Source organism: Rickettsia lanei (assembly GCF_056242675.1).
In genome coordinates this window covers 1,051,991-1,068,629 of the sequence record NZ_CP172233.1, presented here as the reverse complement: position 1 = coordinate 1,068,629, position 16,639 = coordinate 1,051,991, and the positions used below count along the sequence as shown (strand labels likewise).

Genomic DNA, 16,639 nt, shown 5'->3' with positions numbered 1-16,639 from the left:
CGCGGGATGACAATAAGGTCTATAAGCCGGATTCTGTATGAATATTAATTCATTGCAGTTATTTATCTAGGATAAACGTTACCGTTTACCTCAAGCGATCTACCCGCATTACAAGCCGGTTAGAGATAACCCGGGAACTTGATAAGTTCTGTAACGCCTATTTGATCTTGCTCTTGGTGGGGTTTACCATGCGTAATTTGTTACCAACTTACCGGTACGCTCTTACCGTACCTTTTCACCCTTACCAAAAATACTCGATCAACTGCAAAAATTGGCTGCGTCATTTCACAAGTACTACGGTACTCACGTATTAAGTATACGCTCCGTTCCTCGTCTTGTGAACTCCTAGCTCTTTTTGAAGTTGATCTTCGTATTCATACTTGGCGGTGTATTTTCTGTGGTACTGTCCCTAAAGTAATAATACTCTGCCGGAGGTTAACCGGCACCATACCTCTATAGAGTCCGGACTTTCCTCGTGATCTATAGCTTTGCTATATTATCACGCAACTGCACGACCATTTAGAATTATGGTCAATTTTCTTAAATTAGTCAATAACATTTAGCATAAGTTCAATTAACTTATTAGGTTCTGTGAAGGTTTCTAATTGATTTGCTATTTTGAGATATTTTTTAGCGAAAATTAATAAGATTTTTTTTGAAAATTTGACTTTTGTACACAGAATATAATTAAATTAGTAAGTATAATAACAAATTAAAATTTCAACTATTTTATTAAAGATATTCTTAATTTAACGTTGCTACTATTTTTTTCATACTGTATAAATATGTATTTAATGCTCCTAAACACATAAATTGTTAGCAAATTTTGATATATGATATGAAAAAATTAATTTATTATTTTGGCAGTAATGGTAGTGATGGAAACGCTAGAATGAAAAATATACTTGGTAACAAAGGTGCTGGTCTTGCCGAAATGTCCAACCTAAAACTACCTATTCCTGATGGTTTTACAATAACTACAGAGCTATGTAATTATTTTTATACCCACAATAATAACTTTCCTAAAAACTTTCAAAGCGACTTAAAAAAAGCTATCACTGAACTTGAAATAATTACCGGTAAAATTTTCGGCAGTACAAGCAATCCTTTATTGTTATCGGTGCGTTCGGGCTCTACGGTTTCAATGCCTGGAATGATGGATACTATCCTTAATCTTGGAATGAATAACGAAGTGTGTAATGCTCTTGCGGATTCCTGCGGTGATAAACGATTTGCTCTTGATAGTTACAAAAGATTTTTAGAAATGTACGGTTCAACGGTATTATCTATACCTCGTGATCTATTTGAACAAATTTACGAAAAGCACAAGATGCAAGCCGATATTCATAAAGATAGCGATATTACCGTAGAATTATTAGAAAAAATTATTGATGATTTCAAACGGTTGCATATTAAGTATACTAAGCAACTAATTAATGATCCTTATGAACAGTTAGAATCGGCAATTAAAGCGGTGCTACATTCTTGGATGAGTAATAGAGCGGTTATATATAGAAAAATCAATAATATTGCGGAGGATTGCGGTACGGCTATTAATATCCAAGCAATGGTTTTCGGTAATTTAGGTAAAACTTCAGCTACGGGAGTTGCTTTTACTAGATCACCTTCTACAGGAGAAAAAAAGCTCTTTGGAGAGTTTTTAATAAATGCTCAAGGTGAAGACATAGTATCGGGAACTAGAACACCTATGCCTATTATTGCAAATGATTCAAATTCTATGCAAGCAATGATGCCGGAAGTGTTTAAGGAGTTATCACAAATTGCACAAAAGCTTGAAGAACATTACTTAGATATGCAGGATATAGAATTCACTATAGAAAATAATAAGCTATATATTTTGCAAACACGTACTGCAAAAAGAACAGCCATCGCTGCTATTAATATTGCCGTACAAATGGTAGAAGAAAAGCTTATTTCTAAAGAACAAGCCTTAATGCGAATCGATCCGGAATCATTAAATCAATTATTACATACAAGAATTGATTACAGTAAGGGGCTTACTTCTATTGCTGAGGGGCTACCTGCTTCTCCTGGGGCTGCAACAGGTATTGCAGTATTCTCACCTTATGATGCCGAAAAATTATCTCATCATCATAAAGTAATTTTAGTACGCCATGATACTAGTCCTGAGGATATTAACGGAATGCATGTTTCTTCAGGTATTTTAACTATTAGAGGGGGAATGACTTCACATGCTGCAGTTGTGGCAAGAGGTATGGGGAAGCCTTGTGTTTGCGGTACAAGTAATTTATCTATAGATGAGAAAAAACAAATATTAACAGCAGGCGACATAGTTATTAAACAAGGTGATATTATAACGATTGACGGAGGTAGCGGTAAAATCTTCTTAGGTGAAATGCCGTTAATTCAACCTACTTTCAGTGAGGAATCAAAATTAATTTTAGATTGGGCAGACGAGATTAGTAGCTTAAAAGTTCGTGCAAATGCTGAAACAGTTAACGATGCTTTAGTATCTGTAAAGTTTGGAGCTCAAGGTATAGGTTTATGTCGTAGCGAACATATGTTTTTTGATAAAAATAAAATTCCTTTAGTAAGAGACATGATTATTGCTCCTGATATAGAACGGAGAAAGCTTGCCGTGCAGAAATTATTACCTCTGCAAACTGAGGATTTTAAAGCTTTATTCAGAGTAATGAAAGATAAACCGGTAAATATTAGATTACTTGATCCGCCGTTACATGAGTTTTTACCTACCACCGAAGAAGATAAAAAGAATTTAGCCAATAGCTTAAATCTACCTTTATCCATGATTAATCAACGTCTTCATGCTATGCATGAAGTAAATCCTATGCTCGGTCACCGTGGATGTAGACTTGGTATATGTTCGCCAGAAATTTACCAAATGCAAATTGAAGCAATTTTTACAGCTATTTTTGAGCTACATAAAAAAGAACATATAGAATGCAACTTAGAATTAATGATTCCTTTAATTAGCAATGTAGGTGAAATAAAAAAGCTTAAAATGGATATTTATGCGGTAATAGAGGAATTAGAGCAACGTTATAGCTATAAGTTTTCCTTTACGCTCGGTACTATGATAGAACTACCCAGGGCAGCACTCGGCAGTAAGAAAATAGCTAAGGAAGTTGACTATTTTAGTTTTGGTACTAATGATTTAACTCAGACTACATATGGAATTTCTAGAGATGATATTGCCTCTTTTCTTCCATATTATTTAGAAGAAAAGATTTTTGAATCCGATCCATTTACTACTCTCGATGAAGAAGGAGTAGGAGAATTAATTGAAATTGCTATAAAACGCGGAAAAAGCAGTAATGCTAATTTGAAACTCGGAGCTTGCGGAGAACATGCAGGGCACCCTGCCTCTATAGAATTTTTTCATAGAATGAATTTAAACTATGTTTCTTGTTCTCCATATCGTATCCCTATAGCAAGAATCGCCGCAGCACAAGCTAAAATTAAACACGGGTGATAAAGGCGTTGTTGCGAGCGGGTATTGGATACCTATAGTACCGGACATTTTCGTGCTATATCATTTCAGCGTGGCCTTGTTGCGTGAATCAATTTCACCTCTGTCACCCCGTGGCTTAACCACGGGGTGACACAGTGGGTTTTACCGGTTCACGCAATGACCAAAAAATTATTTACAATATTTACAAATTAATATGATCATAATACCAATATTAAGCATTTTTGGGTTTTCATCTTTTTTTGCCAAATATTTCAAAACAAAATTGACTTTCGCTATTCCCATAACAATCAGCATATTAGTACCGATTTTATATTGTTTTGCTATGTTAAAGCTATTACCGGCTATAACATATATATATTATTGCATCGGTATATTTTTAGCTTTCATGTCATTCTTGCATTTTATAGGCGTTGTTGTAGGGGGTGGCTCCGCTCCTGTCATCCCGCGACTTGATCGCGGGATCCAGTTAAAAATGTTTAGTATTTTTAAGTTATATTGTTGGATACCGTGGTCAAGCCACGGTATGACACCGCACGCATTTCTTGATCTACGCAATAATACCTCCTTCATTTCATTTCTGTGGAAGCAGGAATCTAGAAAAAATATAATTGAAATCATTGTATTTACTTTATTGATTCTTTTGTTTTTTCTTTATACCAGAGATGCATCGCTGCATTCTTATGATGATTTCTCACATTGGGGAATATTTACTAAAGAATTATTATATTTCGGTGTTTTTGAAAATCAGTCTTCGTTAACTTCCATTATTACTACTCATGCCCATTATCCAAGAGGAGCTGCCGTTTATCATTATTTTATGCTGCTACTTTCAGGTTATTCGGACGGTAACGTATTATTTGCTCATTTCTTATTACATTTAGCATTTCTAGCTCCTTTAGCCGCAAATAAGAAAGTGTGGCAAACCGGAATGTTGTTTTCACTTTTACTTTGCGGCGTAGTATTATATACGACCGGAATTCGTTCAATATATAACGATAGTACTATTGGCTTAATGTTCGGAGCTATTTTTGCAATTTATATCCTTGCGGAAGACAAGAAAAAAGCATTATTGCTTATTTTACCTATTACGATATTACTTGCCTCTTTCCGAGAAATTGGAACATGGCTTGCTAGTTTTGCTTCGATAATTCTTATAGCTCATTATACAATTTTTTATAAAAAGCCTAAGAAATCAAGTGATTATATTACATATCTGATTTTACTTACTTTACCTATTTTGTGTAATTTTATTTGGATGAGTTATTTTAAAAACACCCATGATTTTTTTGACAGATGCGAACATAGTTTTAGCAATTTAGTATATATTGCTGAAAATTTTAATGAACAGCATAGATCATTATTACTAAATTACGGTAAATTTCTCTTGTTATTCTTATTAAAAGAAGGAAGTTTAGTTGTATATACTATTTGTATAGCTGCATGGTACGGAATTCGTAAATATAAACCGGGTTTGCTGAAAGAATATAAATTTTTCCTGATAAGTACGTTTGCGTGTTTTATAATTTTTGCTTTGTGGCGGTTATATTTATATTTCTTTAACTTTAGTTATGAAGAGGCAATTAGAGGGGCATCGTTACTGAGATATCTTGGATGTTATGTTATAGCTATCGGAATGATTGCAGCTTCGTATGTTAAAAATAGTATTTTCTTACACAAGCAAAGTAATAAAGAGTTATTTATATTCCTTCTGCTTCTTGCTGTTTCTACGTTTTCCGTAGTAAAAAATATACTAAGAATCAAACACTTAAACTTAGAACAAAAGAATTTTATCCAGCAAACAACAGAAGTGAAAAAGCTATTGGAGCAAGGCAATAAAATTGAATTTAACTTTAGCGGTAAGAAAGATAATTTACAATGTTATATATTAAATTATAATCTAGTACCGTATTTAGGTAAGAAATCCTTACAAGAATGCATAAAAGCTCCTAAAGAAGCGATTATAGAAACAAAGGAAGAAGCGGTATACGCTCCTTTTAAATAGAGTTGAGGATTTATTGCACAGCTCCTATGTCATTCCTGTGTGGCCTTGTTGTGTAGATATTACCCCATCATTGCCATCAGTTGTAGTATTTGCGTGGCAATCTCATAAAATAATAACAGACTTCTGAGATTGCTTCATCAATTGCTATGCAATTTCCGTAGCTCAGATGGGAAAGCTGATTCACGTAATAACATCACGTGAGAATAACATAAAACCAATATAGATTTTAACAATTATGGATATAAAATATAATTTAGCTGCCGCTTACCGAATAATGGCGTATTTATCGCTGGATGATCATACTTATACGCATCTATCCGCAAGACCTAAAAATGCCGTTTTTTACTATATTTATCCTTTTGGACTAAGATTTGAAGAAGTAACTACAGAGAATCTTTTAAAAGTTAGTTTAGACGGACAAATTTTAGAAGGAGAAGAATATCAATATAATAAAACCGGTTACTTTATTCATGGTAGTATTTATAAAACACGCCCTGATATTTCTGCTATTTTTCATTATCATACTCCTGCAGCTATTGCCGTTTCTGCTTTAAAATGCGGGCTTGTACCGATCAGTCAATGGGCATTACATTTTTACGACAGAATATCATATAATAATTATAATTCTCTAGTACTAGATGCCGACAAACAGAGTAGTAGACTTGTTACTGACCTTAAACAGAATTATGTGATGTTACTTCGTAATCACGGTGCTATTTACCTGCGGAAAAACTATTCATGAAGCTATGTTTTATACTTACCATTTAGAACAAGCTTGTAAAACGCAATGCCTACTAAATTCTACAAAAGAACAAGAGCTTATAATCCCTTCCGTAGAAATATGTAAGCAGACGGTAAAAGACTTATTATCGTTTGAAGAAGATTTAGGCAAACGTGACTGGGCAGCTTGGCTACGACTTGTGAAGATGTGATCATAATACTACGACCCCAGCGGCTTTACTTGCGTGTTTTAAGGATGTATCAAGTGTTGCTATTGGTAACCCACAGCCTAATACTAGCTCTAAATAGCTAGATCATAAAGTGTTAATCCATATTGTACGGCTAAATCCATTGTCTCACACCATATATGTTCCAATGTTATTTGATCAATTTTGATGTAAAGATCCTTTAAAGTATAAATTGTTTGGTGACGTTGATTTGCAGTAAGACGTTTTGCACGCTCTGCACATAATAATACATTTCCAATCTCAAGCCCCCAAATAGCAGGGACAATTGCTCCTTCTGTTATGGTTTTATCTAGTATATCCAAGCTTGCTACTTCATCAGGCATAAGCCATGATAAAGCAATTGAAGAATCTAAAACAAAAGAGACCATTTTTTACTTCTTACCCTCATTTTTGTAATTTAGCCATACTTCTAAATCCGATGGTTGTAAATTAATTTCTTTTGCAAGTTTTCGAAGTCTAAGAGCTGCAATCTTTGCTATTTCAATATTATTATGAGAATCAATAGGAACAATTTTTGCAGCAGCTTTTCCTCTTTTAGTAATTAAAATTTCTTCACCTGTACTAACTCGGTCTAATAATTTAGAAAAATGGGTTTTAGCATCAAAGGCTGTAATTGTGTTTTTCATATAATGAACTAGTTAATTAACTAGTCAGTTATAACATAATTTTAAATTTAAATGTCAAAAACTTTAATAGACATCTTTCCAAACACTTATAGAGAGGAATTTAAAGGAGACACGAAAGCACTTGTCACCGCAGCGTACAAATTAGTACGTGAGGATACGGCGTCTAGGCTTGATGTATAAATTACCTCTAGCAGCGCAGTTTGAGACAATGTCTAATGCCTACAATCGCTACCGTGAATATGTGGAGGATGGAGTTTTATATGCTTTAGCATCTTTTTAAGTAGTGTATCACGCTTAAGTTTTGATAAATAATCTAAGAAAGTTTTGCCGTTTAAATAATCTATTTCATGCTGAATTACAGTTGCTAAAAAGCCTTCTGCTGCTAGTTTTTGCTTATTACCGTTATAATCAAGATATTTTACCTTGATTGCTTTTGATCGTGTAATAGATGCTTCAATGCCTGGAAACGATAAAGAACCCTCAATAAAAGTTTGTTTTTCTTCTGAAAAATAAGTTATGTCCGGATTAATAAAAACTATAGGCGATGATTTATTATTTTCATGTAGGTCAACTACCGCTATACGCTTTAATATTCCTACCATATTAGCACCCAAGCCCACTGCCCTTTCTATATGTAAATTCTGAAGCATTTTATCGACAATAGTACGAATATTATCATCAACAATGTCTATATATTCTGCTTGTTTTTTAAAAATATCGTTTGGTGCATAAACTATTTGATAGTAAGGTTTATCTTGATTCATTAATATACTCCGATACATGAAGAGTGATTTTTGCATTGCTAAATAAAGATAGATATCGTTATTGCGAGCAAGCATTGTTGCGTAGACCGGTTTTCCTATCATTACAAGGAAATTACAAAGTAATTGACGAAGCAATCCAGTAAAAAATTCTAATTTACAGAATTTTTTAATTATTTTCTAGATTGCCACGCAGCCTACGGCTGCTCACAATGATGACTCAGTGTCCATGCAACAACGCCTCCTTGCAATGGTGTAGCTTTTTCAAACCATCAATATTTATTTAGCAATGCCATTATTTCATTACGATAGCTGATAATATATTCTGATTATAAGGTTCTTGCAAATGATATGAGCGTCTTTTACTTGGATATTTTAACGGATTTGTGTAAGTATCTTCAGCAATATTTTTTATATCTTTGACGCCTGCTTCTTTAAGTTTTAACTCTACAAAAGCCGGTAAATCAAACATATAATGATTTTCTTTTATAGAGTTTATAAAAAACTGTTTATTGTTAATATCCTTACTTAAGAAAGCTTTATAATATTCATCATCAACTTCATATGAACTTTGAGCTATAGCAGGACCTATCACTGCTATTAAATTCTTTGCTCCTTTTTCTGTTATTTTAGTAACTATATTACTAATAATATTATTTATACTTCCTTTCCAACCTGCATGTGCCGCTCCGATTATTTTACCGTCGCCGCTTGCAAGTAATACCGGTACACAATCTGCTGATTGTACCGCTAATACTAAATTTTTCTTAGTTGTAATGCTGCCATCTGCTTCAGGTAAGGCAATTATGGACTCGTCAGCATTAACAATTTGATTGCCATGTACTTGGTTTAAAATTAAAATATCTTGTGCTTTAAAATAAGTAGTAATAGATTTTTTGTTTTCAACTATTTCTGTTTCATTTATAGCGTTATTTTTTTTTATATATCTATGACTAGAATTATTGAATGTTTTATCAAAAATTTTATAATAAACTGATCCGTTTATTAATCCTTCCATGAAAATATCCCATATTAATTATAATAGTTTTATTAATACTTTATCCGGTCGTTTACAAAAAAATAAACAGCTAGAAAAAATAATAGCACAATTTCATCAAGACTATAACCTAATCCCTATTATGGGCGTAGAAATAGAGTTTTATTTAAGTCACAATATTGATATAGCTAAATTTGAAATACTTTCAAGAAAATACTTAGCTAGATTTCAAATTGCTAAAATAAAAAAAGAAAAAGGCAATAACCAATTTGAAATAGATCTCCCCCCTTCTGTAAACTTAATACAATATATACAAAATATTTTAGAGGTTAAAACTATTTTAAAAAAAATGGCACAGCAGTTAAACGGTTATATAGATTTTTCGCCTAAGCCGTTTTTGGATGATTATGGTAATAGTATGCATTTTCATATTAATTTTCATTCCGAGTTCAATGATTATTATATAATTTTAGCAGCACAAGGGCTATGTCACTATATGTTAGACACCCTACTCGCTTTTATGCCTACTACTCTAGATTATTCACGGATAAATAAAAAATTTATGGCTCCTACGCATATATCGTACGGTGGAAATAATAGAAGCGTAGCCGTACGAACTCCAAATGCTTTTCCCAAACGTTTAGAACATCGCTTATCTTCCCCCGAAACCGATCCATATATAGCAATTTTTACTATTTTAAAGTCAATATTGTTGGCTTTGAAATCTCCAAGTTCGCTCCAAACAATAGAAAAAATTTACGGAAATGCTTTCGATCCACAATATAATTTAACTCCATTACCGACATCATCTCAGGCGAGCTTTATGTTATTTAAACCGGATTTTTTTAAATAATTTGTATGTTGTTCACAAAACCTAAAAACTAAACAATAATTGTTTTTTACAACTAAAATAAAGATTGATATAAAATATTAAATATAAAACTGCCGAAATTGTTTCAATTCAGTATTTTATTTTTCTGATGAAGTGCTTTAAGCTGCACTTCACTCTATATTTTCATAATTTTTCATTAGATAATTAAATTCCGCACCATAGATAAATATCATATTTATAATATAAAAGAATATTAATGTAACTATTATACTACCAAGTGAACCATACATTAGATTTAATTGATTATAGTAGACTATATAAGTTGAAAGCAAATAGCCGCTTATTATCCATAATATCACAGTTAATAAAGCCCCTGGAAATACATCAATAAAATTTAGTTTTACATTAGGTAATATATAATACAAAGATGAGGCACCTAAAAATAATAAAATTAAAATTAAAAAATATCTTATAAAATTTAAAATGATCTTATATTTTTCAATGGTCTCTAATATTATCGGAATTTTTGTAAATAATATTGGAATCACCACTAAAAGAAACATAGTAAAGGTAATCAAGGCACTAATTATAAGAAACTGTATAATACTAAGTAATCTTCTTCTTATATAAGGGGGTGGAGATTTGATTTGATATACACGATTTAAAATAGTCCTTAAACATTCTACAAAAGAAGAAGCAGTCCAAATACTGCCTACTATGGCAAGATTCATTAAACTTTGAGGAGGAGCACTTAGTAATTCGCGTATTCTTTTTTCTATTGATTCCATTGCTTGTTCTGGAAGACTCTCTAGAAAAATTTGTATAAAATTTTGACCAAGTTCTGAAGCTCCTAAAAAGCTTGTTAAAGCTAATAAGAATACTAGGAAAGGGAAAATAGATAAAAGTATCATGAATGACATATATCCCGAATGTTCAACGCCATCATCTTCTATTGTTCTAAATAAGGCTACGTAAAGACAATTACAAATTTTTCTCATTATAAAAGCTAAGTTGTTATTATTAATTTTATATTTAATCTTAAATAAGTTCGCTGTAAATAATTAATTTATAATTAAAATGAAACTATACTTTATCCTTGATTTAAAATATGAATATAGAAATGAAATTTTTTCCTTGCATTAATTTTATATTTTTCTATAATACACCAAATTTTTTTTTATAAATTGTTAATTTATGCTTCAGTAAATAAGTTTTTAAAACATAAGGTATTCATATTTTACAAATAATTTTAAAGTTCTTATGATATTTTTATTTGATAAGAAATAATTTTATTCTTTAATAATTATTTACTAAATGATTACAAAAAACTTAAAAAATGTTATTTTATAGTTGCTTATAATATTAATTTATGGTATTATTTCTACCTACGCTTGGATAAGTTTAACGGTATTAAATTATTAATAACCACATGTTTTATAATAATATAGGATAATATCATTTTTGTTCAAAGAAAATTTTTAAATATAGATATAATTAGTAACCAAGGAGAGGATCATGGGTAGAAAAAACGATATTATACAAAAAATCGATAGTTTTATCGGCAAGAAAATTTATTCTTTAAGACTCGCTAAGGGGTTGTCTCGTCAACAACTGGCTGAAGTAATTGATGTTACGCATCAACAATTACAAAAATACGAAAAAGCAATTAATAGAATTTCTGTAGGAAGGCTAGTACTAATCGCAGAAGCTTTAGATAGGAATATTGATTATTTCTTTGAAGGTTTAGAAGAAGCTAATAAACCGCAGCCCGTACATACTCAACATCAACGTATGTGTATTGAAGTTTCAAGAAATTTTATGAAAATTAATAGCACAGAAGAACAACAAGCCGTTAATAATTTAGTAAAATGTTTAGCTGGAAAGAAAAACTAAAAACTAATGCATAACGGCAAGCTGCCATCCTGATTACGTTGTGATATAATTTATGTCATCCTCGCAGAAGCAGGAGTAACATTGCTTGCCTTGATAATATACAGAATACAAATCTTGATCAGCGTTGTGGAAGGGAAGACTCTCTTTTAATAGGTGTTGATTTATTTAAAGTTTCCGACTGAATGATATCTCGTGCATTCATTAATGCTCCCATAATTTTTATATTCCCTTTGATATTAACTCTATCTCTTCCTACTACCATTTTAGCTTTTTCAATATCTGGATTATCTTTACTTATAGGTTTTAATTGAGACTTTCCTGATACTACCCTTACATCTTCCGTTTTAACACTAGGGTTTTCAATTGCTTCTGCTCGTTTTTGTGCTTGTAATAACTTATCTATAGTTTGTAAACGTACCTCTTTAGATAAAGTTTTATCATCAATTAAATTAGTTTTAATGAAACTTTGCTGTTCTGCAGTAGAAGATTTAGTACCAAATGCCTTTACCAGCTCATCTACTTTTTTTATTGATTCCTCTTTTTTTTCTTCAAGAGTTTTAAGGTTACCATTTGGAGAAAGCATAGCACGAAAATTATTGACTTTCTCAACTGCAAGCTTAGAGATATTATTTAATATACTAGAAGTTTCTTGTACAATTCTTTCTTCTGCTGACACTACCGGTTCTTTAGATTTTTCTAATGCTTCTATAACAGGATTAACAGCGTTAATTACTTCTCGAGCTTTGTTATATATATCATCGTGAGGCTTGTGTTCTTCTATATTCTGTCCTTTTAACCCTTCAGTTAAATTGTGAATGTCTCTATCTAAAGCTGTCTCACTCGCTGCATCTTTAGCTTTGTTAAGTGCCTCTTTCTCAGAGTCATTAATATTACTATTATCGATCCCGCTAGAAACTGCCTTAGTTATTTCAGGACCTCCTTTGCCTTCATAAATACCGTCTACTAACCCTTTAGTCATTAGCTCTCTATCAGGTAAATTGGTCTGACTTTCTGCAATACCTTTTTCCGCTGATGCCATAATAAGTGCTTTATTAGGTAAGGATAAAGAGGTATCACTATGAGTAGCTATAGTCTCGCCTACCCCTTTAACAATCGTTGCTTTGTCTTGAGCTTCAAGCGCGCTTCCTGCAATTGTGTTAGTAATTTCTTGAATTATTTCGCCTTTGACTGCTGCTGTAGCCGGACCATCTAAAACATTAGATATAATGGCTTGTATGTTTGTTGTTTTTAATTCAGTATTACTTAGAGGATCAAACAAAATATCATTTACTTTTTTTATTGTATCTTTTTTAGTTTGTTCTGCCATAATCTTATCTAAATGCTGCTGCATCAATTGTTGTTGTGCCGGACTGAGAACTTGGGCTTCTACCCCTTTCTTTAATACAGAACCTAATAATTTTTGTTTTTCCGCATTGCTTAATTCAGAGACATTAACCTTATCACCTACTGCTATAAGCATTGCAGTAGAAAGGTTACTTTTTATTACAACATCCTTAATACCGTCAATTGCTGCAGCTCTACTTGTATCATCTTTCAGACTTAAACCGACATCTACTGCCTTTTCTAACACCTGTTGTTTTTGCTTCGGCTCAAGATTCTCTGAATTTAAAACGATAGCTACTGTAGCTTCAAGCATTTTTGATTTTTCTAGGTCTGGGGTATTCTGATCATTTTTTATGGTTTCTAATACTGCATTGACTCCAGCTACTTTTGCATCCGGTTTGAGGTTTTTATTATTGACCATATTTTCAGCGAAAGCAATGATATTAGCCTGCTTTTCAGCAATATCACTTTTCTCATTATTAAGAATTACCGTGGCTGCTTCTTTAATCAAATCAATTTGTTTATTGCTATCAATTTCTTTTGTTAAACCTACATTTACATAATTTAATAAATCTTGCATGCTGCCTGATAAAGCCGTAGCTGCATTAAGAAGATTTGGATTCACTTGTTGCGACTGTGGCATTTGTGAAGTCTCAGGTTGCAGTGGTTGGTTAGTAGGAGTAATTGGCGGTACTTGTTGTTTATACTGATGTGGTTCAACCGATGAACTTGTTGTTTGCTGTGGAGTTATTAGCGGTTGTTCCTTACTTTGTCCTTGTCCTATTATAATATCTTCAGCTTGCGATAAATCAACGCTCTGTCCTTGGTTCAGTTCCACCTCCTTCATCATTTCTTTATATTTACCGCGTGTTACCGCAAGTGTATAAATTTCTCCACCATGCTCTATATAAGCTATTGCGTCATCTCCGGTTCCGGCAAATTTTAAAGGTTTTGGTGAGCTTATTTCTTTAAGTTGAGGTTTACCGTTTGGTCCTTCTTCGTAGTGGGCAGTGAAATATACGGCTTTATCTTTGGAGGGCTTTGTGCCATCAGCTTTTAATGCTACCATCGATAAATGCATTGACCCATCGGCTTTATCAAGTTTTATAGGAAAATCTATTTCCCTATATGAGCTGATCTGAACCTGAGTACCGTCTTGTTTAGCTACAGTAAAAGGCGTAGTTTTAACAGTTGTTTCATTTAAGGTACAGAGTTCATCACCTGCATCATTTTTAACTACTGTTGCTCTAAGATCGCTTGCACTTACGTGATTTTCCCACTGTACCGGTTTAAATCCACCAGGGTATCCACTAGCGGCGCTAAATGTATTATGCACATTTTTATAGCCGGCTATTTCTATTGATTCTAATTTCTTTTTAAGCTCAGGCTTTTCTAAAGCCTTATCAATAAATGCTCTATTAGCCGGATTACCGAAAAAAGTACTTAATGTTTTATCTTTTTCTTCTTCTATTTCTTTTCTTTTTTGTTCAGCTAAATCACGGTCTGTAAGGGCTGCCAGGTCTTTTAATATTTGTTCTATTAAATTATCTTTTTGCGGTTGTATAATTGTTTCTCTTACAGCCTTGGTTATTGGGTCTGATGTCTGACTGTCAGGAGAGATATTGCCCGATAAAGCACTCATTGAAGGGGTAGATTGAGTAGAAGATGCAGAAGTAACGATAAAACCATCGTCAGCTTCTAGTTCTGGGGTAGTTTGAGATAAAAATTCTTTTTGCTCTTGTTCTAATGTTTGCTTTTGTTCTTCTGTATATTCCTTATTTGCTAAAGGATCAAATTCACTTGTATCTAGGTTACCGTCTTTACTCATAAAACCTCTCATTTAACCAAAAATTAATTAGCATAAACTGTAAGTGATGCGTAGTCAAGTCGATGTTGTTATATTGATCTTTACCCTCTTATGTCATTCCCGCGTAGGCGGGTATCCAGTCACTACAAAGTCTAAGCACACTAGATTTTTAAATTAAAAGCTCGATTTATTTCGTTTTTTTCTGGATTCCCGCCTCTGCGGGAATGACATAACATATCCTTTTTTCACAGTTTGAGTTATACTGTCAAAGATAGTATATAGAGATTTTAGTAATATCAAGACAAAACTAATTTTATTGAGAAAATTTAATAGAATTTTTATATTCTTTATTGAGTGCTTTAGTTGCCCAAAGCCAAGTTAAGCAAGTAATTATAAATATAATCATTAAACAGATGGAAATAGATTGATAACTAGCGGAAGGTAATATTATAAATACCAATGACTGTAAAAATGCACTACCAGATTTACCGAGTTTTGTACCTATCACGTCGGCAGCAGCTTTGCCTTTTATTTTTATTTCCGGATCTAAAGGAACATAGGCCATTTCTTTTGTTGAATCAAATAAGGTATATTTGCTTGATTTACTAAGCACATTTTGAATAGCACCTATTGTTATAGCAATTAAAGCAGGATCGGTTAGAATAAAATTTGCTATTATTAAGCCGGCAAATCTTTCAAAATTATTAACGGCAAAAAATAATATACCGGTAATAAAAACTATTAAAGGGGTGATAACAGCTGCCGTAAACCAGCCAAGTCTTCTAATTATATTTGAACCAAGTACGACAAATAAAATAGTCAATACTCCGGTATAGCTCAAATAACTTCCTATAAAAGCTGCATATTCGGTTGGAGTTTTATAAATTTTAGTAGCTGCTGCTTTCCAAGGACCTTCTACTAAATTAATGGCAATGCCATAGCAGATAAGCAAAGTTGCAATTAATCTAATATGTCTTGACGATAGAAGCATCTGAAAACTTTCGGCAATAGTCATGGATTTTTTCTTTGCTTTAAACCTGAGTAACGCCATATGCGCTTTGTCTAGTACTTTATGATTAAGCAACCAAAAGGTTTTAATAGCTATTATTCCTAAAATTAATACTATAGTTAGTATAATTTGTATAGAAAGTGTATGAAAAGACGATTGCAATGCAAATTTATTAGTGACGTAATCATTAATATTACTTAGATTTTCTAAAAACTGCCCTGCTAAATAAATACCTGTTTGACTAAGTAAACCGAATAACGGATAAAATCTTTTAGATTCTTCTACTGTAGTAATATTATTCACAAACTGCCAAAAAAGTAATGCGAAAACTACGTTTGGCCATAATTCGGCTATTATATAAAATAACGAAAAACTCCATTTTGATAAAAGCAATATAAACCATTTTAAATTAGGTAAACTTGCCGTTAAATTTTGAACGGTTACAGGACTGAAATGCAGCATTTCATGATTTGGAAAAATAACGTAAGCAAAAAGAGCAAAGAATGTTAAAAATATTGATATAATAAGATAAAATATATTTTCTGCTTTCATCTTATTAACAAGCTTTACATATATAGCAGTTATTAAAAAAGCTGACGGCATCACTCCCCAAAACTTCAAAAACGAGATAATCTCGGCACCGATCATAGTATTAACAATACTATCTTTTAATGCTCTGATTAGATTTTGGATAAATAAAATACAGAACATTAATAAAGTGATGAATAAAAATTTAGAAACTTCATGGCGTTTTATAGGCCAGATATAATCGGTAAGTTTAGAAAAATAGCTATTGATTTTAGAGGAAGAATTTTCTACATTACTGTGGTTAATCGTCATTATTTGGTCTAACCTATCTTGCTATTCTATTGGCTAGAGTTATATATTAAAGATTGTCTAAATTTAAGTCAAGTTAAAATCACAT

The 16,639-nt window shown here is 32.3% G+C and carries 13 protein-coding genes, 1 other RNA gene and 2 pseudogenes; 6 read left to right on the top strand and 10 right to left on the bottom strand.

Features of this window, described 5'->3' with window-relative positions; translation table 11 throughout:
• Nucleotides 1–6: 6 nt before the first annotated feature.
• Nucleotides 7–523, bottom strand: an RNA gene (rnpB, locus tag ACHBLB_RS06080) — RNase P RNA component class A.
• 315 nt (nt 524–838) lie between these two features.
• Here rnpB and ppdK point away from each other — a divergent pair.
• On the top strand, nt 839–3,475 hold the full coding sequence (ppdK, locus tag ACHBLB_RS06075) for a pyruvate, phosphate dikinase (protein ID WP_475841370.1): 2,637 nt from the start codon (nt 839–841) through the stop codon (nt 3,473–3,475).
• A 168-nt stretch (nt 3,476–3,643) separates the two neighbouring features.
• On the opposite strand, the gene ACHBLB_RS06070 is transcribed toward ppdK, so the two are convergent.
• On the bottom strand, nt 3,644–3,769 hold the full coding sequence (locus tag ACHBLB_RS06070) for a hypothetical protein (RefSeq protein ID WP_012150863.1): 126 nt from the start codon (nt 3,767–3,769) through the stop codon (nt 3,644–3,646).
• Nucleotides 3,770–3,797: 28 nt separating this feature from the next.
• On the opposite strand from ACHBLB_RS06070, the gene ACHBLB_RS06065 reads away from it, so the two are divergent.
• Both ACHBLB_RS06065 and ACHBLB_RS06060 read left to right on the top strand, forming a co-directional pair.
• On the top strand, nt 3,798–5,477 hold the full coding sequence (locus ACHBLB_RS06065) for a hypothetical protein (protein ID WP_475841368.1): 1,680 nt from the start codon (nt 3,798–3,800) through the stop codon (nt 5,475–5,477).
• Nucleotides 5,478–5,712: 235 nt separating this feature from the next.
• A pseudogene (locus tag ACHBLB_RS06060) lies at nt 5,713–6,409 on the top strand (class II aldolase/adducin family protein).
• 89 nt (nt 6,410–6,498) lie between these two features.
• Here the strand turns inward: ACHBLB_RS06060 and ACHBLB_RS06055 are convergent.
• Nucleotides 6,499–6,813: a type II toxin-antitoxin system VapC family toxin gene (locus tag ACHBLB_RS06055; RefSeq protein WP_475841365.1), complete on the bottom strand. Its 315-nt coding sequence runs from the start codon at nt 6,811–6,813 to the stop codon at nt 6,499–6,501.
• A gap of 3 nt (nt 6,814–6,816) precedes the next feature.
• Nucleotides 6,817–7,071: a type II toxin-antitoxin system Phd/YefM family antitoxin gene (locus tag ACHBLB_RS06050; protein ID WP_475841362.1), complete on the bottom strand. Its 255-nt coding sequence runs from the start codon at nt 7,069–7,071 to the stop codon at nt 6,817–6,819.
• Nucleotides 7,072–7,122: 51 nt separating this feature from the next.
• Between ACHBLB_RS06050 and ACHBLB_RS06045 the strand changes: the two genes are divergently transcribed.
• Entirely contained in the window at nt 7,123–7,251 is a 129-nt protein-coding gene (locus tag ACHBLB_RS06045; protein WP_475841360.1) for a palindromic element RPE1 domain-containing protein, read from the top strand.
• A 32-nt stretch (nt 7,252–7,283) separates the two neighbouring features.
• On the opposite strand, the gene def is transcribed toward ACHBLB_RS06045, so the two are convergent.
• The 3 genes and pseudogenes from def to pgeF form a co-directional block, all read right to left on the bottom strand.
• Entirely contained in the window at nt 7,284–7,835 is a 552-nt protein-coding gene (gene def, locus ACHBLB_RS06040; RefSeq protein ID WP_475842779.1) for a peptide deformylase, read from the bottom strand.
• Between the two features lie 108 nt (nt 7,836–7,943).
• Nucleotides 7,944–8,056, bottom strand: a pseudogene (locus ACHBLB_RS06035) (lytic transglycosylase domain-containing protein); the annotation flags it as partial.
• 71 nt (nt 8,057–8,127) lie between these two features.
• Nucleotides 8,128–8,850, bottom strand: coding sequence for a peptidoglycan editing factor PgeF (gene pgeF, locus ACHBLB_RS06030; RefSeq protein WP_475841358.1), 723 nt, complete (start codon nt 8,848–8,850; stop codon nt 8,128–8,130).
• On the opposite strand from pgeF, the gene ACHBLB_RS06025 reads away from it, so the two are divergent.
• Entirely contained in the window at nt 8,849–9,682 is an 834-nt protein-coding gene (locus tag ACHBLB_RS06025) for a type I glutamate--ammonia ligase (RefSeq protein ID WP_475841356.1), read from the top strand. The two genes, pgeF and ACHBLB_RS06025, sit on opposite strands and share 2 nt — an antisense overlap.
• Before the next feature lie 149 nt (nt 9,683–9,831).
• Here the strand turns inward: ACHBLB_RS06025 and ACHBLB_RS06020 are convergent, their stop codons facing one another.
• Nucleotides 9,832–10,659, bottom strand: coding sequence for a YihY/virulence factor BrkB family protein (locus tag ACHBLB_RS06020; RefSeq protein ID WP_012150857.1), 828 nt, complete (start codon nt 10,657–10,659; stop codon nt 9,832–9,834).
• Between the two features lie 517 nt (nt 10,660–11,176).
• Here ACHBLB_RS06020 and ACHBLB_RS06015 point away from each other — a divergent pair.
• On the top strand, nt 11,177–11,554 hold the full coding sequence (locus ACHBLB_RS06015) for a helix-turn-helix domain-containing protein (RefSeq protein ID WP_010977292.1): 378 nt from the start codon (nt 11,177–11,179) through the stop codon (nt 11,552–11,554).
• Between the two features lie 118 nt (nt 11,555–11,672).
• Here ACHBLB_RS06015 and ACHBLB_RS06010 read toward each other — a convergent pair whose 3' ends face one another.
• Both ACHBLB_RS06010 and tlc4 read right to left on the bottom strand, forming a co-directional pair.
• Nucleotides 11,673–14,726: a Sca4 family spreading effector gene (locus ACHBLB_RS06010; RefSeq protein WP_475841354.1), complete on the bottom strand. Its 3,054-nt coding sequence runs from the start codon at nt 14,724–14,726 to the stop codon at nt 11,673–11,675.
• Nucleotides 14,727–15,018: 292 nt separating this feature from the next.
• Nucleotides 15,019–16,554: an NTP/NDP exchange transporter Tlc4 gene (tlc4, locus tag ACHBLB_RS06005; RefSeq protein WP_475841351.1), complete on the bottom strand. Its 1,536-nt coding sequence runs from the start codon at nt 16,552–16,554 to the stop codon at nt 15,019–15,021.
• Nucleotides 16,555–16,639: the final 85 nt, after the last annotated feature.

What these genes read in the sequence shown, in the direction of transcription:
- ACHBLB_RS06020 (WP_012150857.1), bottom strand. Translation starts at nt 10,659, where the DNA reads ATGAGAAAAATTTGTAATTGTCTTTACGTAGCCTTATTTAGAACAATA.
- pgeF (WP_475841358.1), bottom strand. Translation starts at nt 8,850, where the DNA reads ATGGAAGGATTAATAAACGGATCAGTTTATTATAAAATTTTTGATAAA.
- def (WP_475842779.1), bottom strand. Translation starts at nt 7,835, where the DNA reads ATGAATCAAGATAAACCTTACTATCAAATAGTTTATGCACCAAACGAT.
- tlc4 (WP_475841351.1), bottom strand. Translation starts at nt 16,554, where the DNA reads ATGACGATTAACCACAGTAATGTAGAAAATTCTTCCTCTAAAATCAAT.
- ACHBLB_RS06045 (WP_475841360.1), top strand. Translation starts at nt 7,123, where the DNA reads ATGTCAAAAACTTTAATAGACATCTTTCCAAACACTTATAGAGAGGAA.
- ppdK (WP_475841370.1), top strand. Translation starts at nt 839, where the DNA reads ATGAAAAAATTAATTTATTATTTTGGCAGTAATGGTAGTGATGGAAAC.
- ACHBLB_RS06010 (WP_475841354.1), bottom strand. Translation starts at nt 14,726, where the DNA reads ATGAGTAAAGACGGTAACCTAGATACAAGTGAATTTGATCCTTTAGCA.
- ACHBLB_RS06050 (WP_475841362.1), bottom strand. Translation starts at nt 7,071, where the DNA reads ATGAAAAACACAATTACAGCCTTTGATGCTAAAACCCATTTTTCTAAA.
- ACHBLB_RS06070 (WP_012150863.1), bottom strand. Translation starts at nt 3,769, where the DNA reads ATGCTGATTGTTATGGGAATAGCGAAAGTCAATTTTGTTTTGAAATAT.
- ACHBLB_RS06025 (WP_475841356.1), top strand. Translation starts at nt 8,849, where the DNA reads ATGAAAATATCCCATATTAATTATAATAGTTTTATTAATACTTTATCC.
- ACHBLB_RS06055 (WP_475841365.1), bottom strand. Translation starts at nt 6,813, where the DNA reads ATGGTCTCTTTTGTTTTAGATTCTTCAATTGCTTTATCATGGCTTATG.
- ACHBLB_RS06065 (WP_475841368.1), top strand. Translation starts at nt 3,798, where the DNA reads ATGTTAAAGCTATTACCGGCTATAACATATATATATTATTGCATCGGT.
- ACHBLB_RS06015 (WP_010977292.1), top strand. Translation starts at nt 11,177, where the DNA reads ATGGGTAGAAAAAACGATATTATACAAAAAATCGATAGTTTTATCGGC.